The following is a 21,368-nucleotide window of genomic DNA, read 5'->3' on the forward strand; positions in this document are numbered from 1 at the left end:
GTGGATGGGGTTAGACCTCCGGCATGACGCCCATCCAGCGCTATCTCGCAGAAGAGGTGGCCCACGACCACGTGGACGGCCTGATCCCCCGCCGCGAAGCGCTGCGGCGGCTCGCGCTGCTCGGCCTGGGCCTGCCCGCCGCCACGGCCCTCCTCGCGGCCTGCGGCGCGCCACCCGGGCCGGCAGCTCCCACCACGTCGGCTCCGGCCGCCACGACCCCCGCCCCCTCGGTGAGCCCTGCCGGGCCGTCGCCGCTGCCGACGGAGCCGATCACGTTCGCCGGGCCCGAGGGCGCCACGCTGCAGGCCGCCTGGGCGCAGGCCGCGGACCCGAAGGGCGCGGTGCTGGTGATCCACGAGAACCGCGGCCTGACCGACCACATCCGCTCGGTCGCCGGCCGCCTGGCCGCCAGCGGCTACTCGGCCTTGGCGCTCGACCTGCTCTCCCGCGAGGGCGGCACCGCGACGTTCACCGACAGCGCGCAGGCCACGGCCAAGCTCGGCGAGATCGACGACGCCAGGTTCGTGGCCGACATGAAGGCGGCGTTGGGCGAGCTGGCCAGGCGGGCCGGGGAGGCGAAGCTCGCCATGATGGGCTTCTGCTTCGGCGGCGGCATGACCTGGCTGATGCTGTCGTCGGCGGAGCCGCGCCTGTCGGCCGCCGTGCCCTTCTACGGGCCGCTGCCGGACAACGCCGACATGGCCGGGACGAAGGCGGCCGTGCTCGGCATCTACGGCGAGCAGGACGCCCGGGTCAACGCCACCAGGGACGCCGCCGAGGCCGCCCTGACGAAGGCCGGGCTGACGCACGAGCTGGTGACGTTCCCCGGGGTGGGGCACGCCTTCTTCAACGACACCGGGCCGCGGTACGACGCGGAGGCGGCGGCGCAGGCGTACGAGCGGGTCCTGGACTGGTTCGAGCGGCACCTGGCATAGAGGACGGCCACCCCGCGCAGGGGGTGGCCGCCGTTCTCCAGTGCGGTGCTCAGCCGATCAGGTACCGCATCGCCTTGCGGATCGCCGCGCTCCGCTCAGCGGCGCTGCCGACCTGCTCCACCCCGAACCCCAGCAGCACCGTGTCCCTGGTGGTCACGGCCGCCGTGGTGTCGGCCTGGTCGCGGGCGAAGTCGCCGGCGCCGGTCGGGCTGCCCGCCGGCGGGCCGGGGATGGCCCACGCGCCGAGCCCGGCCTCGAAGCCCTCGGGCTCGGTGGCGGTTCCGCCCACGAGGATCCGGGTGTCGTCCACGAACGCGCCCACCCCGCCGGTGCCGGGGTCGGTCACGTAGCTGATCGACACCTCGACCTGCTGTCCCGCGTACGCGGACAGGTCGAAGGCCACCTGCTGCCAGCCGCCCGAGTCGCCGGTGAACCGGTTCCACGAGCCGGAGGTGCCGGTAGGCCCGCAGGGGTTGCCGGGCGTCAGGTAGTGCAGGAGCCACGGGTGCTCCTCCAGGTAGAACCCGGCCTCGCACTCCGTCGGGACACCGGTGTCGGTGCCGCCGTTGAGGTCCGGCAGCGTGGTCCAGTTGTCCTGGCCGACGGTGTGAGCCTCGACGATGACGTTGTCGTAGCCGGGCTCGGTGTCGAAGGAGAGCTGGAAGGCCAGCTGCGGCTGCTGCGCCGCCGTCACGGCGCCCAGGTTGATCGTCCTGGTCAGCCGCATGTACGAGTCGTCGGCGTGCGGCCCGGCGACGTACCACTGCCCTTCGATCGGGTCGAACGGCCCCGGCGTGCCGAGCTGGTAGTCGGCGGCCGGCGTGCCGGTGAAGCGCGGGAAGTCCGTGCCCATCGGGATCAGCACGCCTGCCTCGTTCAGCGGGTTGTCCGCCAGCGCGGGGCCGCCGAACGTGCCGCTGGTGCCGGCCAGCGGGCCGGTGCCGGTGAAGCCGCTGGGGTTGGCGCGCGGGATGCGCCCGCCGACGCCCATGTAGTACTGCGTGAAGTCGTCGGCCAGCAGCAGGCACTCGTCGAACAGGCCCGAGATGGTGGTGACCACGCAGTCGCCGTCCGGGTTGCCGTCGATGCCGTAGTAGATGCCGCCGACGATGGTGTCGAGAATGCCGTAGTACGCGGCCGTCTCGCCGGTGTAGAGGAGTTTGCCGCCCTCGTTGAGGTAGTCGCGCACGGCGATGGTCAGGTCCTGCTGCGACCGTTTGACGTCGGCGTCGGGCAGGTTGCCGAGCGGCGTCACGGTGACGACGTCCTGCTGGTCCATGGACAGCCGGTTGTCGCCCAGCTCCCACACCAGGCCCTTGAAGTGCGACAGCACGCCGAGGTGGTGCGGCACGCCCTGGGCGTCCACGTCCCACGTCTCGGAGGCGTAACCGGCCGACTGCAACGCCTGCTGGTACGTGGCGGTGTACTTGGGCGCGGTCACGGTGGGCGGGTAGTCCGGGTTGAAGCCCGTGTAGTCCTCGTTGGCCACCACCAGCACCTTGGCCCGCGAGTCCTTGGCCAGCGTGTAGGTGAAGCGGCTGCTGGAGACGATCCCGGTGCCCGCCTTGAAGCCGGTGAACCAGACCTCCACCTTGTCTCCGGGTCTGGCGCCGCTGACGGTGCCGCGGTACTCGGCGAAGTACAGGTCGTTCTCGTCGCCGTACCGCTCACCGCCCTGCCACTCGCTCAGCGACCTGGTCTGCGTCGGGCCGCCGTTGATGCGGTAACGCAGCGCCTTGGCGCCCAGCGAACGGCGGGCGATGACCGCCACCGGCTGCGGGTCGCCGTAGGAGACGGTGAAGGAGTCCGGCCTGAAGTCGGGCACGGTGCGCCCGATCACGGAGACCGGCCTGTCCGGCGAGTGCACGGACTTGGCGGTGGCGACGGCCAGGGGGACGTTCGCCAGGAACTCCTCCTGGATCAGCCGCTCGTCGTCGGGGAAGGTGAATCCGAGGCCGCCCGCGCAGGTCTCCTCGGTCCACTCGTCGTCCGGGTACTTGGCCGCCGCCGCCTCGCACGTGGACATCTCGGGCGTGATGGACAGGGCGCCACGCACGTTCGTCGTGTGCCCGTCGGTGTCGCCGTTCGTGGTGTAGAGCTCGGCGCCGATGTCCGGGTCGTACGTCGGCACAGCCGGGGTGGCGTCGTCACCGAGCAGGGCCTCGAAGATGAGGTCGTCGGGGGCCGGAGTGGCCTGCTGCCAGCTGATCCCGTACAGGAGCAGCATGGCGGCCGAGTGGTAGTTGATCAGGTAGGTGAACTTCACCCGCTTGGTCAGGTTGTCGTAGGCCACCGTCTCCGGCTCCGACTGCGCGGCCGCGCCGCGGTAGGTCTGGCTGGAGAACAGGCTGGAGGAGCCCTCGTCGTCGTAGCGCCACTTGTAGGCGAAGTTGCGGTTGGGGTCCACCCCGTCGTTGCCGGTGATCTGCCCGTCGCCGTCGTTGTCGCGCAGGTTCTTGCGCCACAGGCGGTTGCCGTCGGTGAAGGTGTAGTCGTAGCCGTCGGGGTTGGCGACCGGCAGGAACCACAGCTCGGTGGTGTTGACGAGCTGGGTCAGCTCCGCGTTGCTCCCGTAGCCGTTGAGGAAGTGGTGCAGCAGCCGCCGCACCATCTCGGGCGTGATCCACTCCCGGGCGTGCTGGGCGGCCGAGTAGAGGATGGCCTTGCGACTGCCGTCACGCACCTTGCGGGCGTCCTTGGTCACCTTGATCGCGGTGATCGGCGTGCCGTTGATGGAGTTGCCCAGATCGACGACCTTGGCGATGCCCGGCTTGGCGTTGGCCGCGGCGATGATCTCCTCACGGATGCCGCCCGCGCCGCCGTACGTCTTGAAGACCCCGTCACCCTGCTGGGCCAGCCTCGCGGCGGCCGTCTTGGCCTGGAGGGTGACGCCCTGCTTGGCGAGTGTGCCGGCCAGCGTCGAGGAGAGGATGACCTCGATGGTGATCTTCCCGTCCGCCCGCTTGACGACTCGCATCTCCTCGCGGTCCACGCCTGTGGCCATGAGCTTGGCGAGCTGGTCGGCGGTGAGCTCGCCGCTATAGACGAAGACCCCGTCCGGACCCGCCGCCGGCTTCGGTTTGGCCGAGGCGGGCGGGATCGCGAAGGAGCCGAGTAACAGGAGTGTGCTCGCGAACATGATCAACGTGCGCTTCATCGCGCCTCCGAGATTGAAGCCCCCGAGTGCCGCTATGGGTGTGCCCGCAATGTCCGCGTATGCGGGAAGCTTGTCAATCACGACGGCCACATCCGGACAATGTTCAACCAGATGGTGATCGTCATCGAATGACCACGCGAACGGCCAAGGTTGCGCGCGTCACGGCGAGGTGGCGGTGAGGCGGCGGAGCGTCCCCCTGGAGGGCCGTCAGCGCGGGACGGCGGGTGGGGTGGGGTGGCTTGCCGTAGAAGAGAAACGGGCTGCTCGTGAGCAGCCCGTTTCGCTCACGACTCAGTCATTCAGGTGCTGACGAAGGTACTGCTCCACGCCGTCGATCGAGATGCGCTCCTGCGCCATCGTGTCGCGCTCGCGGATCGTCACGGCCTGGTCTTCCAGCGTGTCGAAGTCGACCGTGATGCAGAACGGCGTGCCGATCTCGTCCTGACGGCGATAGCGGCGGCCGATCGCGCCCGCGTCGTCGAACTCGACGTTCCACCGGCGCCGGAGCTGCGCCGCCAGGTCGCGGGCCTTCGGCGACAGGTCGGCGTTGCGCGACAGCGGCAGCACCGCGGCCTTGACCGGCGCGAGCCGGTGGTCGAGCCGCATGACCGTGCGCTTCTCCATGACGCCCTTGGCGTTGGGCGCCTCGTCCTCGGTGTAGGCGTCGAGCAGGAACGTCAGAGTGGCCCGGTCGACACCGGCCGCCGGCTCGATGACGAAGGGGACGTAACGCTCCCCGCTCTCCTGCTCGAAGAAGCTGAGGTCGACGCCGGAGGCCTTGGAGTGGGAGCTCAGGTCGAAGTCGGTGCGGTTGGCGATGCCTTCGAGCTCACCCCACTCCGAGCCGGCGAAGTTGAAGCGGTACTCGATGTCGACGGTGCGCTTGGAGTAGTGGGACAGCTTGTCCTTGGGGTGCTCGTAGAGCCGCAGGTTGTCCTTGTTGATGCCCAGGTCGGAGTACCAGCGGAAGCGCTCGTCGATCCAGTACTGGTGCCACTCCTCGTCGGTGCCGGGCTTGACGAAGAACTCCATCTCCATCTGCTCGAACTCGCGCGTGCGGAAGATGAAGTTGCCCGGCGTGATCTCGTTGCGGAACGACTTGCCCTGCTGGCCGATGCCGAACGGGATCTTCTTGCGGGCCGACTGCTGCACGTTGAGGTAGTTGATGAAGATGCCCTGCGCGGTCTCGGGCCGCAGGTAGGCCAGGCCCGACTCGTCCTCGACCGGGCCGAGGAAGGTCTTGAGGAGGCCGCTGAACTGCCGGGGCTCGGTGAAGGTGCCCTTGTTGCCGCAGTTGGGGCAGGTGATGTCGGCCAGGCCCGCCTCGGGCGCCTTGCCGTTCTTCTCCTCGTACGCCTCGGTCAGGTGGTCGGCGCGGAAGCGCTTGTGGCAGGACAGGCATTCGGTCAGCGGGTCGGTGAAGGTCTCGACGTGGCCGCTGGCCCGCCACACCTCGGGCGCCAGGATGACACAGGAGTCGAGGCCCACCACGTCGTCGCGCGACTGGACCATCGACAGCCACCACTGCCGCTTGACGTTGTTCTTCAGCTCGACGCCCAGAGGACCGTAGTCCCACGACGCGCGCAGTCCGCCGTAGATCTCGCTCGACGGGTAGACGAGCCCGCGGCGCTTGGCGAGGCTGACGATGGTGTCCATGACGTCGGTGCGTCGTGCCATTTTGGTTGATTCTCTTTCCGGCTGGAGGTCGGCGAGGGAAATTGGTGAGATCCCAGCTTAGGGGACGGCACCCGCTCTCGCGCGCGAGTAATGCTACGCCCCGTCCCGGGTGTAGACGTCCTCGTACGCACTGGGCTCGTTGAGCATCAGAATCATCAGGGGATACATCACCATTCGGGCGGCCGACAGCGCCCTGCGGTAGAAGCCGGCGCCCTCCCACTCCGTGACGAGCGCCCACAGGTTCGGCTCGTCCACCGACCTGGCCAGCCGGCCCCGCTGGTAGCCCGGCTGGGTGGCGAACGTGTCGAGGATGGTGTGGCCCTGCTTGACGAAGTCTTGGGACTGGGACTCTGGAACGGTGTATCGGATCACGGCGAGCACCCGACCAGCCTAAAGGTGCGGGAGGGGCCGCCACAGGCGAGCAGCCGAGGTATCCCTTCGCCGGCGTACCTGGTGACCAGCTTCGGGACGCGGCTCGGGCTGCCCGGTGTCACGTCGCTCCCGTAGGCTCTGGGTCGTGGCCCCTGACAACAAGCAGCCCCAGGGCGAGCAGTTCTTCACGCCGGGCGCGACCGGTCTCCGCAAGGCGGTCGAGCGGCGCAGCGCGGTGCCGATGACGTTCCTGTTCACCCAGGTCCCCCGCTGGGTGGCGCCGGCCCTGCTGGTGATCCTGCTGCTGGCGGGGTTCGCCGTGACGAATCCGCTGGGCGGCGTGGCGGTGCTGCCGGTGCTCCTCTTCGTGGGGTGGCTGGCCTACCTGTCGTGGCCGTCCCTGAGCGTCGGCGGGAAGGTGTTGCGGGTCGCCATGCTGACCTTCCTGGTGTTGCTGATGGCGACCCGCTTCGGGGCGTTGTAGTTACGGCAGCAGCGTGTAGCTGGGGAAGTTGCCCGGCAGGCGTTCGCCGTCCTCGCCGGTGGTGGCGGCTCTGACGAGCAGGTCGCCGCCGACGAACGCGCCGCGCCACGACGCGCCGAGCCCGCCGAACAGCTCCTCGCGGTCCCCGCGCGAGCGCGGCCGGTTGTGGCCGACCTTGAAGGCGCGCACCTCGGGTGAGAGCCGGGCGAAGGTGTCCGCCGATTCACAGGACAGGGTGGCCACCAGGGCGCCGTTGCTGGCGTTCATGGCGGCCAGCAGCTCCGCCTCCGTGTCCACCAGCACGATCGTGTCGACGGGGCCGAAGGGCTCCGCGTGGTGGAGGGGGGAGGAGGGCGGCGGGTTGAGCAGCGCCGTCGGAGCGAAGTAGGCGGACGTATCTTGACCTGGGAGGAAGTGCCCGGAGTCGAGGGACGCGCGGTGGATCGGCACGCCGCCCCTCGTGATCGCCTCGTCCACCTGGTCGGCCAGTTCCTTGGCCTTCGAGGCGTTGATCAGCGGGCCGAAGTCGAGCGTCGGCAGCGGGTCGCCCGGGTCCTCGACGGCCAGCGGGTGCCCGAAGCGCAGCGACCCGACCGCCTCCAGGTAGGCCGCCAGGAACTCGTGGAACAGCGAGCGCTGAACGACGAAGCGCGGGTAGGCGGTGCAGCGCTGCTTGGCGTAGTCGAAGGAGCCGCGGATCTGCCGGGCGAGCAGGTCCCAGTCGCCGTACTCCCAGACGCCCCAGCAGTTCAGCCCCTCCTGCTCCAGCACGTGCCGCCGGCCGAGGTCGGCCAGCGAGGTGGAGACCTTCGCGCCGGCGTCCCTGCCGCCCACGAACGACACGCAGCCCAGCGAGCCCGAGCCGACGAGCACCGGCGACAGCTCCGCCCCTCCCCCGCTGACCAGCGTGAACGGCAGCCCTTCCCGTACGGCGAGCGCGCAGGCGAGCGTCAGGCAGCACAGGCCGCCGTCCGTCGGGGTCTTGGCGATCACCGCGTTGCCGGCCAGCGCCTGCACGAGCATGGCGTGCATGAGCACGCTCATCGGATAGTTCCAGCTCGCGATGTTGCTGACGGGGCCGGGCAGCGACGTGCGCCCGTCCACCATGTGGTCGATCTCCCCGAGGTACCAGCGCACGCCGTCCAGGCAGCGGTCCACGTCGGCGCAGGCCGTCTTCCACGGCTTGCCGATCTCCCAGACCAGCAGCAGGGCGAGCAGGTCGCGGTGGGCGGCCATGGACTCCACGGCCGCCGACACCATGACCTTGCGCTCGGCGAGCGGCAGGTGACGCCAGCGCTGGTGTTCCTCGACCGCGCCCGCGACCGCCCGGCCTGCGCCGGCCCGGTCGAGCCTGGGCAGGCCGGCGATGGCGGAGCCGTCGAGCGGCGAGAAGCCGGGTACCGGCCGCCCGTCGCGGTGCCAGATGCCGCCCCAGTGGTTCAGCACCCGGTCGTCGTGAAAGGCCTCGGGAGCCGCCGAACAGCAGCGTTCGTAGGCGTCCCGCCAGGACGTGCCCGGCTTGAGCCGCATGTCCATCCTCCTCGGTCGCAGCTAGGCAAGACTCGATCAGATCGCGGTCGCATCCCGGTCGAAGCTCAGTCGGACCAGTCGGCGGTGATGAGCTCGGGCAGCGGCTCGAACTCCTTGACGGCCTCCAGCGACGGGCCCATGGCGGCGTTCGCCTCGCGCTCCACCATCACCTCCACCAGCACGGGCAGTCTCTTGTCCGCCGCCTCCGCGCTGGCCCAGGCCAGCGCGTCGCGGATGTCGCCGGGCAGCTCCACCCGCCGCGCCGGGCAGCCGAACGCCTCCATGGCCTTGACGTGGTCGATGCCGCCCTCGCCGTAGTGCAGGTCCACGGCGTAGTTCATGCCGTACGGCAGCTCCGCCTGCCTGATCAGCCCCAGGTACTCGTTGTTGATCATGACGATGACGAACGGCACCCGGTACTGCGCCGCCACCGCCACCTCCTCCATCAGGAACTGGAAGGAGTAGTCGCCGACCACCGCCACGACCTGCCGCTCCGGATGGGCGAGCTTGACCCCCATGGCGGCGGGCACCTCCCAGCCCAGCGGCCCGGCCTGCCCGCAGACCAGGTAGCGGCGCGGCAGGTAGGTGGTCTGGAACTGGCCGGACCAGATCTGGTAGAGCCCGATGGCGGTGACGAACGTGGTGTCCCTCGGGAAGTACTCGTTGATCTCCTTGAACACCCTGGGGGGCTTGATCGGCACGTCCTCGAAGTCGTCCCTGCGGCCCATCGTGCCGCGCAGCTCGGCCACCCTGCGCGGCCACCTGCCCGGCTCCTGCGGCTTGCCGCGGCGGCGCGCCTCGTCGCGCAGGTCGGCCAGCACCGGCCTGGCGTGCCCGAGCACGCCCAGGTCGGGCTCGAAGACCCGCCCGATCTGCATGGGGTCGATGTCCACGTGCACGAACTTGCGGCCCCGCCGGTAGACGTCGAGGTCGCCGGTGTGCCGGTCGCCGAAGCGGGCGCCCACGGCCAGCACCAGGTCGCTCTCCAGGAACGCGGCGTTGCCCCACCGGGTCTGCGTCTGCGTGCCGGCCATGCCCGCGAACAGGGGGTGATCCTCGGGGAAGGCGCCCTTGCCCATGAGCGTCACCTGCACCGGCACCTGGAGGTGCTCGGCCAGCGCCCGCAGCTCCTCGGTCGCGTCACCGATGATCACGCCGCCGCCCGCCAGGATGATCGGCCGCCTGGCCTCCTCCAGCAGGTCCATGGCCGCCCGGACGACCTTGGGCAGAGGCTTGGGCACCTCGACGGGCAGCGGCGCGTCCAGCGCGCGGTCGTACCGGCAGGAACCGCGCTGGACGTCGAGCGGCAGGTCGATCAGCACGGGCCCGGGGCGCCCCGACCGCGCGACCCTGAACGCCTCCCTGAACAGCCACGGCGCCTGGGCGGGCTCCTTGAGCTGCACCGCCCACTTGGTCACCGGCTTGGCGATCTCCACGATGTCCACCGCCTGGAACGCCTCCTGGTGCAGCTTGGAGGTCACGGCCTGCCCGGTGACGCAGATCATCGGGATCGAGTCGGCCAGCGCGGTGTAGAGGCCGGTGATCATGTTCGTGCCCGCGGGGCCGCTGGTGCCGATGCAGACGCCGACGTTCCCGGTGACCCTGGCCCAGCCGTCGGCCGCGTGGGTGCCGCCCTCCTCGTGGCGCACGGTGATGTGCCGGATCGAGCTGTTCTGCAGCGCGGCGTAGAGGGGGAGGATGGCCGCGCCCGGAATGCCGAAGACGGTGTCCACGCCCTCCGACTCCAGCACCTCGACCACGGCCTCCATGCAAGGTCGCTTCTTCACGCGTTCAGCCTTTCGATCACCTTCAGCAGGGCGGAGTGGTCGAGCGAGCCGTGGCCCTGGGCCCTGGCGGCGGCCACGAGCTGGGCGACCTGCCCGGTGAGCGGCAGGCTGACGCCGGCCTCGCGGGCGGCGGCCAGGGCGATGCCCATGTCCTTGTGGTGCAGGTCGATGCGGAAGCCGGGGGCGAACTCGCGCTTGACCATGGTGTGCCGCTTGAGCTCCAGGATCCGGGAGCCGGCCAGGCCGCCCGCGAGCACGTCCAGGCCGGGGGCCGGGTCCACGCCTGACGCCTCCAGCAGCACGATGGCCTCCGACACGAGCCCGTAGATGCCGCCCACGACGAGCTGGTTGGCGGCCTTGACGGTCTGGCCCGCGCCCGCCGGGCCGACGTGCACGACGGTGACGCCGAGGCGCTCCAGGACGGGCCTGGCCGCCTCGAAGTCGCCGGGCGCGCCACCGGCCATGATCGACAGGGTGCCGTCGATCGCGCCGCGCTCGCCGCCGCTGACGGGCGCGTCCAGGGCCCGTACGCCGACCTTGGCGGCCTCCCTGGCCACCCAGCGGGAGGTCTCCGGCTTGATCGTGCTCATGTCGACGTAGAGCAGGTTCGGCCTGGCGTACTCGATGACGAGCGGCGCGACCGCTTCCACCTGCGGCGAGTCGGGCAGCATGGTGATCACGACGTCGGCGCCGGCGACCGCGTCCACCACGCCGGCGGCGCCCTTGCCGCCGAGGGCGACGAGTTGCTCGACGCGCTCGGCACTCACGTCATACCCGGTCACGACATATCCGGCTTTGAGGAGGTTGGCGGCCATCGGGCTGCCCATGATCCCCAGGCCGACGAACCCGATGTTCATCCCTGCCTCCAGTCGAACGCGCCCGGCCCCTCGTGCCGGTACTCCAGGCCGACGTGGCCGCGGTACCCCGCCGCCTCCAGATGCGCGAAGATCTCCTCGTACGGCATCCCGCCGCTCCCCGGCCGCCCCCTGCCTGGGTCGTCGGCGACCTGCACGTGCCCGAAGCGGCCCGCGTGCCGGTCGATCAGCGACAACACGTTCTCGCCCATCCTGTGCAGGTGGTAGAGGTCGGCCAGGAAGGCCACGTTCTCCCTGTCCACCTGGTCGATGAGCTCGAACGCCGACCCCGCCGAGGTGATCGGGTAGAGCGGGTTCTCATGGGAGTTGAGCGCCTCGACGACCACGGTCGCGCCGATGCTCCCGGCCGCGTCGGCCGCCCTGCGCAGGTTCGCCACGGCCAGGTCCCTGTCGGTGCCGGGGCCGTTGCCGTACAGGGCGTTCAGCACCGGGCAGCCCAGCTCGCCGGCGAGCCGCACGGCCACCTCGATGTTGGCCTGGAACCGGGCCGAGGCCTCCGGCCTGGCCAGCAGGCCGCGCTCGCCCGCCGCCATGTCGCCGGCGTCGAAGTTGAGCCCCACCAGGCGCACCCCGGCGTCCTCGATGGCCTGCCGCAGCTCCGCCAGGGCCGCGCCGCCGGGGTCGGGGCCGTCGAACGGCCACCACAGCTCGACCGCGTCGAACCCGCACTTGGCCGCCGCCGCCGGGCGTTCCAGCAGCGGCAGGTCCGTGAACAGGATCGACAGGTTGACGTCGAACCTCAGCGCGCCGGTCCTCATGTCGCCGCCCTGTCCAGCACCGCCCGCATGAGGCGGGCCGTCTCCGACGGGGTCCTGCCGACGCGCACGCCGACCGCCTCCAGGGCCTCCTTCTTGGCCTGGGCGGTGCCGGACGAGCCGGACACGATCGCGCCCGCGTGCCCCATCGTCTTGCCCTCGGGCGCGGTGAAGCCCGCCACGTAGGCCACGACCGGCTTGGTGACGTTCGCGGCGATGTAGGCGGCGGCCCGCTCCTCGGCGTCGCCGCCGATCTCGCCGATCATGACGATCGCGTCGGTGCCCGGGTCGTCCTGGAACGCCCGCAGGCAGTCGATGTGCGTGGTGCCGATGACCGGGTCGCCGCCGATGCCCACGGCCGTGGAGAAGCCTAGGTCGCGCAGCTCGTACATGAGCTGGTAGGTGAGCGTGCCCGACTTGGAGACCAGCCCGATGCGGCCCGCGGTGGTGATGTCGGCGGGGATGATCCCCGCCGACGACTGGCCGGGGCTGATCAGGCCGGGGCAGTTGGGGCCGATGATCCTGGTACGGCCGTTCGCCAGGGCGCGGAAGCGCACGGCGTCGTGCACCGGCACGCCCTCCGTGATCACCACGCAGAGCGGCACCTCCGCCGCCACGGCCTCCTCCACGGCCGAGGCGGTGAAGCGCGGCGGCACGAAGATCACCGACACGTCGGCGCCGGTCTCCGACACCGCCTCGGCGACCGAGCCGAGCACCGGCACCGTGCGCTCCCCGAAGTCCACCGACCGGCCGCCCTTGCCGGGCGTCACCCCGGCCACGATGTCAGTGCCGGCGGCGAGCATGCGGGCCGTGTGACGGGTGCCCTCCGCGCCCGTCATGCCCTGGACGAGTACCCGGCTGTCCTTGGTCAGAAAGATCGCCATCTACGCACCTGCCGCGAGTCTGGCCGCCGTCTCGGCGGCGCCGTCCATGGTGGCCACCTGGCGGACCGCCGGGTGGCGGGCGTCGCTCAGAATCCGCCGGCCCACCTCGGCGTTGTTGCCGTCCAGCCGTACGACGATGGGCCTGCTGTGGCCGCGCTCGCCGAGCAGCTCCAACGCGGTGACGATGCCGTTCGCCACCGCGTCACAGGCCGTGATGCCGCCGAAGACGTTCACCAGCACCGACCGCACGTCCGGGTCGGCCAGGATGATCTCCAGCCCGTCGGCCATCACCTGGGCGGACGCGCCGCCGCCGATGTCCAGGAAGTTCGCCGGATCCGCCCCCGCGCCCGCCACCACGTCCAGGGTGCTCATGACCAGGCCGGCGCCATTGCCGATCACGCCGACCGTGCCGTCGAGCTTGACGTAGTTGAGCCCCTTGGCCCTGGCGCGGTCCTCCAAGCTGTCCGTACGCTCGCCGTACCCCTCCCAGGAGTGCCGGAAGGCCGAGTTGTCGTCCAGGGTGACCTTGCCGTCGAGCGCCATGATCCGCTGGTCGGTGGTGCAGATCAGCGGGTTCACCTCGACGAGCAGGGCATCCTCCTCGACCAGCACCCGCCACAGCTTCTCCAGCACCGGCGCCGCCTGCTCGGGCAGGCCCGCCTTGGCCGCCAGCAGCCTGGCGGTGTCGGCGTCCACGCCCGTCGCGGGGTCGATCGGCAGCTTCACGAGGGCGTCGGGGTCGGTGGCCGCGAGTTCCTCGATCTCCATGCCGCCCTGCGCCGACACCATCGCCAGGAACCCGCCCTCGGCGCGGTCCACCAGGAAGGCCGCGTAGTACTCCTCGAACGCCACCGTCGCGGCCTCCACCAGCACGCGGCGCGCGATGTGCCCCTTGATGTCCATTCCGATGACGCGATCGGCCTCCGCCTCGGCCGCGACCGGCCCCGCCGCCGGTCTGATCCCGCCTGCCTTGCCCCGTCCGCCGGTCTTCACCTGGGCCTTGATGACAACGGGCGCGCCCAGCCCGGCCGCGATCTCGCGTGCCTCGGCCGGTGTGGCCGCGGTGCTGCCTGGGGGGACCGGGATCCCGTGCCGCCCGAAGAGCTCCTTCGCCTGGTATTCGTACAGGTCCATCCGAGCCTCCTTTGTAGACGGTATACCGTATGGAGTATCCTCCGTCTAGGGTCTCGACAGGGGTCTGTGTAGCGGGATATTCCATACAGTATGGAGAATGCAATCAGGGATTGGCGTGGTCGGTCGTACCGGCCCGGGCCCGTCCCCGCCGACCGCGTCCGCATGTTCCGGCTGGCACTCGCCGCCATGGCGGCGATCAGCCCGCTCCAGTACGGGTACGCCGCGCTGCACGCTCAGCAGGCGTCCGGGCTGACCCTGCTCGCCGTCTGGATCGCCTGCCAGGCCGCCGGCGCCCTGCCCGCGCTCCACCTCGTCAGGCGAGGGCGGCTCAGCGTGCGGGCCTGCCTGATCGCGGGGGCCGCCCTGAGCGGGCTCGGCCTGGTCACCGCCGCCCTGGTGCCGCCCGGCTCCCCGGCCCTCGGCGACCCGCTCGCGCTCGGCGGGCTGCTTTCGGGCGACGGGCTGCTCGCGCTCGCCGGTTACGCCGTGCTCGGTGGGCTCGGGGCGGGGCTGGTCTACGGGGTCTGCGGCGAGGTCGTCTCCTCCTGGTACCCGGAGCGCCCGGCCGCGCACGTCGGCCTCATCACCGGGGCCTTCGGGTACGGCGCCGTGCCCCTGCTGCTCTGGGCCGGGGTCGCCCCGGGCATGACCTCGGCCGCCTTCCTGGTCTGCGCCGTCCTGGCCACGGCCGTCATCGCCACCGCCGCCCGCCACCTGCGGCTCCCGCCCGCCCAGTGGTGGCCGGACGACGTGGACCCTCGCACGCACGCCCTGGACGCGGCCCGGCTGCGCACGTCACCGGAGGCGGTCAAGCAGTTCGGGCTCGCGCAGGCGCTGCGCACCCGCACGCTGCCCGCGCTCGCGCTGATGCTGGTGTGCGCTGGGGCGGTGTCCGTTTTCGACGTGATCGTGGTGGCGGGCACCGGCGCGTGGGGGGCGCTGGCGCTGCTGGTGGCGTTGAACGGGGCCGGCAGGTCGGCGGCCATGCGGGCGGCGGAGGTCTTCGGCCGCCGCCGCGTCCTCGCGGGCGTCTTCGGCGCGCTGGCGCTCGGCCAGGTCCTGCTGGCAGTGGCCGTCCAGAACGCGGCCACCGGCGCGATGCCGGGTACGGCGAGCGTGGGCAGTCCGCTGTTGTGGCTCGGGGCCGTGGCGGCCGGGCTGGGCGGCGGCGCGTTCTACCCCCTGCTGGCCAGCCTCGTACGCGAGCTGTTCGGCACCGAACGCGCCACCGAGATCCACGCGGTCGTCTACAGCGCCAAGGCCGTGGCGGGCGTGGTGGCGGTGACCCTGGCCCTGACCGCCCCCGGCGCGGCCCTGCTGGCCGCGGCGGCGCTGGCGGCCCTGCCTGCCCTGGCCACGCCGCGCCTGCGCATCCCGGGCCTGCCGGCCACCATCCCCCTGTGACAGCCCTGCTTCGTGTGACACGACGCCCTGTAACACAACGGGCTGTGACGCGACGCTCTGTGACGAGACTCACGGCCATACAGAACCCCCAGACGGTATGCTGTAGGCAGTCGACCAAAAACCGTAAAGCACCCGAACCTGGAGACGTCACCATGTTGCTGTCGGATCAGGCCGGTCAGACGGCGGCCCCCAAGATTCCCCGCCCCGCCACGCTCAGGGAGAGCGTGATCGAGGCTATCCAAGAGCTCATCGTCTCCGGCCAGCTCAAGCCCGGCCAGCACCTCGTCGAGAGCGAGCTGGCCGAGCTGCTCGGCGTCTCCAGGCAGCCCGTACGCGAGGCGCTCCAGCAGCTCAGCGGCGAGGGCTGGGTGGATCTGCACCCCGGCCAGGGCGCGTTCGTGCACGTCCCCACCCTGGAGGAAGCCGACCAGCTCCTCGCGGTCCGCGCGCTGCTGGAGACCGAGTCCGCCCGGCTCGCCGCGCTGCACGCCGGCGAGGACGGGGTGAAGCGGCTGCGCGCCCTGTGCGCCCGCGGCATCGCCTCCGTCCAGTCGGACGACGTCGACGGCGCCGTGGCGACGAACTCGGAGCTGCACGCCCTGGTGACGGCGCTGTCGGGCAACAGGGTGCTGGCCGAGCTGGCCGCCCAGGTCGCCAGGCGGGTGCGGTGGTACCACACGCCGGTGGCCCGCCAGCGCGGCATGGCGTCGTGGGACGAGCACCAGGCGCTGATCGACGCGATCGAGGCCGGCGACGAGGGCCGGGCGGCGCAGATCATGCGCGAGCACACCGAGCACACCCGCGCCTCTTACATGGAGCAGCGGGAGAGCGAGCCCGCAGAGCCCGCGCCCAAGCCGGTACGCCGGCGCAGGCCCCGTCAGATCGGTTGATCTGACGTTCACAGGAATTCACATGCTCCGAAACACCCCGGGTAGAGGGTGGGAGCCAGACCGACAGGAGGTGTATGACCGTGAAGGCGTTCTGGCGCTTTCTTCTTGGTGATCCTCTGGGCCAGCCCGCCGACGGCCGTGCCATCGGCATCGGCCTCAGCGCGGCGCTGAAGAAGCACTACTCGGCAGACGAAGCGGACCGCTACCTGCGCGAGTGGAGCACCCAGCAGACGCACGACGTACGCGAGCAACCGCGCCACTGAGCCGCGGCAGGGGGGCGGCCACCCGTAAGCAGCCACCGGCCCCCGCGCGCGGCCCGGATCAGTGATCTGCGGTCTCCACCACCTTCTTGGCATCGCGGGACGACTTCAGCAGGCTGAGCACCGTGGTGACGGCGAGAGTGCCGAGGATGACCCCGAGCGACACCATGATCGGGATTTCCGGCGCCCAGGACACCCCGTCGTGGTGCAGCGCCTCCAGGATCAGCTTCACGCCGATGAAGGCGAGCACCACCGACAGGCCCTTGCTCAGGTAGACCAGCCGGTCGAGCAGGCCGCCGATGAGGAAGAAGAGCTGCCGCAGCCCCATGAGGGCGAAGGCGTTGGCGGTGAACACCAGGTAGGGCTCCTTGGTGAGCCCGAAGATGGCCGGGATCGAGTCCAGCGCGAACAGCAGGTCGGTGGTCCCGATCGCGACCATCACGATCAGCATCGGGGTGACCATCCTGCGCCCGTGGTGCACCGTCAGCCGGGCGCCGTGGTAGGTGTCCGTCGTCGGCAGCACCCGGCGTACCGTGCGCAGGGCGATGTTCTCGGAGAACTCCGCCTCCTCTTCCTCGTGCCCGATGAGCTTCCACGCGGTGTAGACGAGGAAGGCGCCGAACACGTAGAAGAGCCAGTCGAACCTGGCGACGGCCTCGGCGCCGGCGGCGATGAAGCCGCCGCGCATGACGAGCGCCAGGATGATGCCGATGAGCAGCACCTTCTGGCGGTACTGCCGCGGCACCTGGAACCGGCTCATGATCAGCAGGAAGACGAAGAGGTTGTCCACGCTGAGGGAGTACTCGGTGATCCAGCCGGCGAAGAACTCGCCGCCGTGCGCCGGGCCGGACAGCAGGAGCAGGCCCACGCCGAACGCGACGGCCAGGCCCACGTAGAACGAGACCCAGCCCACGCACTCCTTGAAGCTGGGCTCGTGCGGGTTGCGGGCCACGAGCCAGAAGTCGAGCGCGAGGATCAGGCAGAAGCCGCCGATGGTCGCGGCCCAGATCCAGAACGGCAGTTCCATCGCCGGGACCATCTACTTGCCCCCCTTTCTGGCGCTCTTGCGCGCGCGGACGATGCGGGCGAAGCGCAGGTACTTGTCCAGCAGGTCCTGCGCGAGCGGGTTGTCGCCGGCCCTGCGCAGGAGCCAGTGCGGCATGAGCCGCTCGTGCAGCCAGAGGAAGCCGATCGCGAAGCCCAGGGCGATCATCGCCTGGTACGCCAGGAACGGCCCCACCCCTTCGAGCAGGCCACCCGTCGGGGACATGATCTCCTGTGCCAGCCGGGACACCGGGAAGGCGGCCATCCAGTACAGGCCGACGGGGCCGAAGGTGCCCGGGCGGAAGACGCCGTGGGCGAGCAGCATGCTGTAGAGGCCGCCGAAGAGGGCCAGCGGCGTGGCCAGGGCCAGCGCCGCCAGACCCGCCATCCCGGTGGACTGCCCCGCGAACAGGGTCAGTCCACCGGCGATGGCTCCGGCAACGGCTCCGACAGCCGCCCCTGGGAGGGCGAGTTCGAGGCTGTGCCGTCCGATCATCAGCCCACGACCACGCCGAAGGCGAACAGGCTGTAGAACAGCATCCCCAGGTAGAACACCGCGCCGAAGCCGATGATGACGTTGGTCCACCACTTCGGCCTGATCGGTTTGGGCAGCATGCGGTTGTTCACCAGGAGCAGGGTCACGCAGTACGCGCCCATCGCGAACGTCGACAGGAACGCCAGCGTGTCCAGGATCCCGCTGGGCCCGTCGGCGGGCCCGAACAGCAGGATCAGGATGCCGAAGAGGATGACGCCCCACAGGAAGATCCCGTACAGCCGCGACATGCCGAACTTCTTCGCCCCGGGGACGAAGTTGTAGGTCATGTCGGCCTGGCCGCGCGAGAACGAGTCGAACAGCCCCAGCGTGGCGTTCAGGCCGATCAGCGCGATGAACCCGAGGAAGACGGTCCCGAGCACGGTGCTGCCGGCCGAGGAGACGGCGTTGGACATCGCGCTCAGCGCGACCTCCCGGTCGTCGCCCTGGATGGCGGTCCGCACGCCCGGGTCGATCCGCACGGCCGCCTGTGCGATCACCGTGAAGGAGATCGTGACCAGCATCGTGATGCCCCAGAAGAGCAGGATCGCGTCGAAGGTGACCCAGCGCCGCCAGCCCTTCCACTTGGCCATCTCGTCCGCGTTCCCGGTGTCGAACATGAAGCCGCGGTTGGGCCGCTCCTCCTCCTCGCCCGCGTGGGCCAGCCCGCGCACCTTCGGCTGGTGCGCGCCCATGCCGGCGCCGGAGTCGCGCAGGTGCAGCGTGTACCACATCTGCTGCATGCCGGAGGGGCCGGCGAAGGCGCAGGCGCCGACGATGACCGGGAACCAGGTGGCCGTCATGGCCTCCGGCGGCAGGTAGCCGAAGGAGAACATGCCGGTGATGGTGGAGACGACGTCACTCCAGGTGCCGACCATGGCCGCCACCACCGCCGTGCTGATCACGAGCAGGCCGATGAGGATCGACAGCACGTTCTCCAGCAAGTTGTAGATCACCTTGGCGAGGGTGAAGACCACGCCGACGAGGATCAGCCCGACGATCGCGGTCACCATCCACGGTATGCCGGTTATCTCCTCGAACGCCGCCGCGCCGGCCGACAGGTGTCCCGGCCAGATGTAGACGGCGATCGCCACGACGAAGAAGAACCACATGAGCGGCTTGAACACCCTGGCGGCGCCGGAGAAGATGCTCTCCCCCGTCGCCATCGCGTAGCGGGCCATCTCCAGCATGACGAAGGCCTGCAAGGTGACGCCGATCAGGAACAGCCACCTGATCTCGGGCCCGAACAGCAGCACCAGGCGGGGCCACATGTACGACTCGCCCATGCCCACACCCAGCGCGACGAGGAACACCGTCGGCCCGATGATGTGCACCGAGGGAGGCGCGTCGGGGAGCTTCCTGAAGGGCATCGGCTCAAGCCGGCCCGCTTTCCATACTCGTTGATCCTCGACCGGCGGCGTGGCCGTCGCCGGTGGTGTGTTCGATGTGTCCACCTACGGACCTCCTGGGGGGTTTGTTACCTTCCTCTGCGCCCCGAATTGCCCCCTCGCCTGGCGCTGCTGTGCTCGGCTCTTAGCCCAGCAGCCCGGCCGCCCTGGCCCAGCGGTACTTCGCACCGAGGACCGCCACGGGCTTTTCCGTCGTGTACGGGTACGCGACCACGCCGTGCTCGAACAGGTACTCGCTGGCCTCCTCAACCTCGGTGTCGCCGGCCAGTGACGCCACGACCGGCTTGACGTTGCCCTTCGCCCGCTCCTCCGCGACGACGCGCGCGATCAGCTCGGCGAAGACCATCGGCGGCGTCACGATCGTGTGCCAGTAGCCGAGGACCAGCGCGTGGATGCGCTCGTCGCTCAGTCCCAGGCGGACCGTGTTCTCGTAGGTCGAGGGTGGCTCGCCGCCGGTGATGTCGATGGGATTGCCCGCCGCGCCGAACGGCGGGATGTAGGCGCGGAACGCCGTGTCCAGGTCGTCGGGGATGTCCATGAGGGTCAGCCCCGCGTCCACGATGGCGTCGGACAGCAGCACGCCCGAGCCGCCCGCGCCGGTGATGATGACGACGTTCTCGCCCTTGGGCGCCGGCAGGATCGGCAGCGCGCGGGCGTACTCCAGCATGTCGTTCAGGCCGGGGGCGCGCACCACGCCGGCCTGGCGCAGGATGTCGTCGTAGACCTTGTCGTCGCCGGCCAGCGCGCCGGTGTGCGAGCCCGCGGCCCGCGCGCCCATCGCGGTGCGCCCGGCCTTGAGCACGATGACCGGCTTCTCCTTGACCACGCGGCGGGCGGCCTCGACGAAGCCGCGCCCGTCCTTGAGGTCCTCCAGGTGCATGGCCACGGCCTTGGTGTTGTCGTCCTGCTCGAAGAAGGTCAGCAGGTCGTCCTCGTCCACGTCGGCCTTGTTGCCGACGCCGACGATGGCGGAGACGCCCATCTTGGTGGTGCGGCTGAAGCCCAGGATGGCCATCCCGATACCGCCGCTCTGGGAGGTCAGCGCCACGCTGCCGCGCACGTCGTACGGGGTGCAGAAGGTCGCGCAGAGGTTCTCGGGCGTGTAGTAGTAGCCGTAGATGTTGGGGCCGAGCATGCGCACGCCGTGCCTGCGGGCGATCTCGACGATCTCCTTCTGGCCCTCGACGTTGCCGGTCTCGGCGAACCCGGACGGGATCATCACCGCGCCCGCGACGCCCTTCTCGCCGACCTCCTCCAGCGAGGCCGCGACGAACTTGGCGGGGATCGCGAAGACGGCCACGTCCACGTCGCCCGGCACGTCCGCGACGCTCTTGTACGCCGTGAGCCCCATGATCTCGTCGGCCTTGGGGTTGATCGGGTAGATCTGCCCCTGGTAGCCGCCGTTGATGAGGTTCTTCATGACCGAGTTGCCGATCTTGCCGTTCTCGGCGGAGGCGCCGATCACGGCGACCGAGCGCGGCTTGAAGATGCGGTTCATCTGCCGCAGGATCTCCTCGCGCGGCAGCCGCTCGACCTCGGGCTGCGGCTCGCCGACGAGGATGCGCACGTCGGCGGCGACCGCGCCGTTCGCGTCGGCGAAGACGGGGTTGAGGTCGATCTCGACGATCTCGGGGATGTCCGTGACGAGCCTGCCGACGCGCTCGATCAGCGCCGCCAGCGCCTGCCGGTCGGCGGGCTGGGCCCCGCGGGCCCCACGGAGCACTTCGGCCGCCTTGATGTCGTCCAGCATCCCCAGCGCATCATCACCCGAAACCGGGGCAAGCCGGAAGGTCACGTCCTTCAAAACTTCGACCAGGACGCCGCCGAGGCCGAACGCGATGACCTTGCCGAAGGTCGGATCGGTGACCGCACCCACGATGACCTCGTGGCCGCCGCCGACGAGCTGCTGCACCTGGATGCCGTCGATCTTGGCGTCGGGGTCGTAGGCGCGGGCGTTGGCCAGGATCGTCTCGTAGCCCTGCCGCACCTCCTCCTCGCTCTTCAGGCCGACCAGCACGCCGCCGGCGTCGGTCTTGTGCAGGATGTCGGGCGAGACGATCTTCAGCACGACCGGCAGGCCGATCTCCCCGGCCAGCCGCGCCGCCTCGTCGGCCGAGCCCGCCAGGCCTTCGCCGGGGGTGGCGATGCCGTACTCCTGGCACAGCACGCGCCCCTCGGGAGCGGTCAGGGCGTTGCGCCCCTCGGCCAGCGCCTTCTCGATGACTTCCCTGGCGCCCAC

General features: G+C 70.6%; 18 protein-coding genes. 5 read left to right on the forward strand and 13 right to left on the reverse strand.

The genetic code is table 11. The annotated features are described in order from the left end of the window. Positions 1-23: 23 nt before the first annotated feature. On the forward strand, positions 24-935 hold the full coding sequence (locus FXF51_RS18300) for a dienelactone hydrolase family protein (protein WP_148435688.1): 912 nt from the start codon (positions 24-26) through the stop codon (positions 933-935). A 49-nt stretch (positions 936-984) separates the two neighbouring features. Here the strand turns inward: FXF51_RS18300 and FXF51_RS18305 are convergent, their stop codons facing one another. From FXF51_RS18305 to FXF51_RS18315, 3 genes are all read right to left on the reverse strand, one after another. After that, complete coding sequence (locus FXF51_RS18305; protein WP_148435689.1) at positions 985-4,092, reverse strand: M14 family metallopeptidase; 3,108 nt, start codon at positions 4,090-4,092, stop codon at positions 985-987. 291 nt (positions 4,093-4,383) lie between these two features. Further along, the gene (locus FXF51_RS18310) at positions 4,384-5,769 is read right to left on the reverse strand and encodes a glycine--tRNA ligase (RefSeq protein WP_187414432.1); all 1,386 of its coding nucleotides are present in this window, start codon (positions 5,767-5,769) and stop codon (positions 4,384-4,386) included. Positions 5,770-5,862: 93 nt separating this feature from the next. Next, positions 5,863-6,150, reverse strand: a complete 288-nt coding sequence (locus tag FXF51_RS18315) for an antibiotic biosynthesis monooxygenase family protein (protein WP_148435690.1) — start codon at positions 6,148-6,150, stop codon at positions 5,863-5,865. 136 nt (positions 6,151-6,286) lie between these two features. Between FXF51_RS18315 and FXF51_RS18320 the strand changes: the two genes are divergently transcribed. Continuing rightward, positions 6,287-6,625 (forward strand): DUF6703 family protein, encoded by a 339-nt coding sequence (locus FXF51_RS18320; RefSeq protein WP_148435691.1) that lies wholly within the window; start codon positions 6,287-6,289, stop codon positions 6,623-6,625. On the opposite strand, the gene FXF51_RS18325 is transcribed toward FXF51_RS18320, so the two are convergent. The 6 genes from FXF51_RS18325 to sucC are packed head-to-tail and all read right to left on the reverse strand — an operon-like array spanning position 6,626 to position 13,590. Continuing rightward, complete coding sequence (locus tag FXF51_RS18325; protein WP_148435692.1) at positions 6,626-8,161, reverse strand: aldehyde dehydrogenase family protein; 1,536 nt, start codon at positions 8,159-8,161, stop codon at positions 6,626-6,628. A gap of 59 nt (positions 8,162-8,220) precedes the next feature. Beyond that, positions 8,221-9,942 carry a glyoxylate carboligase gene (gene gcl, locus FXF51_RS18330; RefSeq protein WP_222871339.1) on the reverse strand — a complete coding sequence of 574 codons (1,722 nt, stop codon included), beginning with the start codon at positions 9,940-9,942 and terminating at the stop codon, positions 8,221-8,223. Next, entirely contained in the window at positions 9,939-10,799 is an 861-nt protein-coding gene (locus tag FXF51_RS18335) for a 2-hydroxy-3-oxopropionate reductase (RefSeq protein ID WP_148435693.1), read from the reverse strand. The genes gcl and FXF51_RS18335 overlap by 4 nt, the downstream gene beginning before the upstream one ends. Further along, entirely contained in the window at positions 10,796-11,575 is a 780-nt protein-coding gene (locus tag FXF51_RS18340) for a hydroxypyruvate isomerase family protein (RefSeq protein WP_148435694.1), read from the reverse strand. Before FXF51_RS18340 ends, FXF51_RS18335 begins: the two co-directional genes overlap by 4 nt. Beyond that, the gene (sucD, locus tag FXF51_RS18345) at positions 11,572-12,456 is read right to left on the reverse strand and encodes a succinate--CoA ligase subunit alpha (RefSeq protein WP_148435695.1); all 885 of its coding nucleotides are present in this window, start codon (positions 12,454-12,456) and stop codon (positions 11,572-11,574) included. The genes FXF51_RS18340 and sucD overlap by 4 nt, the downstream gene beginning before the upstream one ends. Then, positions 12,457-13,590, reverse strand: a complete 1,134-nt coding sequence (gene sucC, locus FXF51_RS18350) for an ADP-forming succinate--CoA ligase subunit beta (protein ID WP_148435696.1) — start codon at positions 13,588-13,590, stop codon at positions 12,457-12,459. Positions 13,591-13,680: 90 nt separating this feature from the next. On the opposite strand from sucC, the gene FXF51_RS18355 reads away from it, so the two are divergent. From FXF51_RS18355 to FXF51_RS18365, 3 genes are all read left to right on the forward strand, one after another. Next, positions 13,681-14,994 carry an MFS transporter gene (locus FXF51_RS18355; RefSeq protein WP_148435697.1) on the forward strand — a complete coding sequence of 438 codons (1,314 nt, stop codon included), beginning with the start codon at positions 13,681-13,683 and terminating at the stop codon, positions 14,992-14,994. 152 nt (positions 14,995-15,146) lie between these two features. After that, positions 15,147-15,884 (forward strand): GntR family transcriptional regulator, encoded by a 738-nt coding sequence (locus tag FXF51_RS18360; RefSeq protein WP_148435698.1) that lies wholly within the window; start codon positions 15,147-15,149, stop codon positions 15,882-15,884. Between the two features lie 74 nt (positions 15,885-15,958). Next, positions 15,959-16,147: a hypothetical protein gene (locus FXF51_RS18365; protein ID WP_148435699.1), complete on the forward strand. Its 189-nt coding sequence runs from the start codon at positions 15,959-15,961 to the stop codon at positions 16,145-16,147. Between the two features lie 58 nt (positions 16,148-16,205). Here the strand turns inward: FXF51_RS18365 and FXF51_RS18370 are convergent, their stop codons facing one another. The 4 genes from FXF51_RS18370 to FXF51_RS18385 form a co-directional block, all read right to left on the reverse strand. Further along, positions 16,206-17,171, reverse strand: a complete 966-nt coding sequence (locus FXF51_RS18370) for a TerC family protein (RefSeq protein ID WP_148435700.1) — start codon at positions 17,169-17,171, stop codon at positions 16,206-16,208. Positions 17,172-17,183: 12 nt separating this feature from the next. Then, a complete protein-coding gene (locus FXF51_RS18375) occupies positions 17,184-17,684 on the reverse strand; it encodes a hypothetical protein (RefSeq protein WP_148435701.1) in 501 nt (166 codons plus the stop codon). Next, positions 17,684-19,090, reverse strand: coding sequence for an Nramp family divalent metal transporter (locus tag FXF51_RS18380; RefSeq protein WP_148435702.1), 1,407 nt, complete (start codon positions 19,088-19,090; stop codon positions 17,684-17,686). Before FXF51_RS18380 ends, FXF51_RS18375 begins: the two co-directional genes overlap by 1 nt. Positions 19,091-19,253: 163 nt before the next feature. Next, positions 19,254-21,368 carry an acetate--CoA ligase family protein gene (locus FXF51_RS18385; RefSeq protein WP_148435703.1) on the reverse strand — a complete coding sequence of 705 codons (2,115 nt, stop codon included), beginning with the start codon at positions 21,366-21,368 and terminating at the stop codon, positions 19,254-19,256.

Source organism: Nonomuraea sp. PA05 (assembly GCF_008086045.1).
In the GTDB taxonomy this organism is placed as follows: domain Bacteria; phylum Actinomycetota; class Actinomycetes; order Streptosporangiales; family Streptosporangiaceae; genus Nonomuraea; species Nonomuraea monospora.

Coding starts and splice junctions, on each gene's coding strand:
- FXF51_RS18365 (WP_148435699.1), top strand. CDS start 15,959: ATGACCGTGAAGGCGTTCTGGCGCTTTCTTCTTGGTGATCCTCTGGGC.
- FXF51_RS18305 (WP_148435689.1), bottom strand. CDS start 4,092: ATGAAGCGCACGTTGATCATGTTCGCGAGCACACTCCTGTTACTCGGC.
- FXF51_RS18375 (WP_148435701.1), bottom strand. CDS start 17,684: ATGATCGGACGGCACAGCCTCGAACTCGCCCTCCCAGGGGCGGCTGTC.
- sucD (WP_148435695.1), bottom strand. CDS start 12,456: ATGGCGATCTTTCTGACCAAGGACAGCCGGGTACTCGTCCAGGGCATG.
- sucC (WP_148435696.1), bottom strand. CDS start 13,590: ATGGACCTGTACGAATACCAGGCGAAGGAGCTCTTCGGGCGGCACGGG.
- FXF51_RS18380 (WP_148435702.1), bottom strand. CDS start 19,090: ATGCCCTTCAGGAAGCTCCCCGACGCGCCTCCCTCGGTGCACATCATC.
- FXF51_RS18370 (WP_148435700.1), bottom strand. CDS start 17,171: ATGGAACTGCCGTTCTGGATCTGGGCCGCGACCATCGGCGGCTTCTGC.
- FXF51_RS18300 (WP_148435688.1), top strand. CDS start 24: ATGACGCCCATCCAGCGCTATCTCGCAGAAGAGGTGGCCCACGACCAC.
- FXF51_RS18310 (WP_187414432.1), bottom strand. CDS start 5,769: ATGGCACGACGCACCGACGTCATGGACACCATCGTCAGCCTCGCCAAG.
- FXF51_RS18335 (WP_148435693.1), bottom strand. CDS start 10,799: ATGAACATCGGGTTCGTCGGCCTGGGGATCATGGGCAGCCCGATGGCC.
- FXF51_RS18360 (WP_148435698.1), top strand. CDS start 15,147: ATGTTGCTGTCGGATCAGGCCGGTCAGACGGCGGCCCCCAAGATTCCC.
- FXF51_RS18340 (WP_148435694.1), bottom strand. CDS start 11,575: ATGAGGACCGGCGCGCTGAGGTTCGACGTCAACCTGTCGATCCTGTTC.
- FXF51_RS18355 (WP_148435697.1), top strand. CDS start 13,681: ATGGAGAATGCAATCAGGGATTGGCGTGGTCGGTCGTACCGGCCCGGG.
- FXF51_RS18325 (WP_148435692.1), bottom strand. CDS start 8,161: ATGGACATGCGGCTCAAGCCGGGCACGTCCTGGCGGGACGCCTACGAA.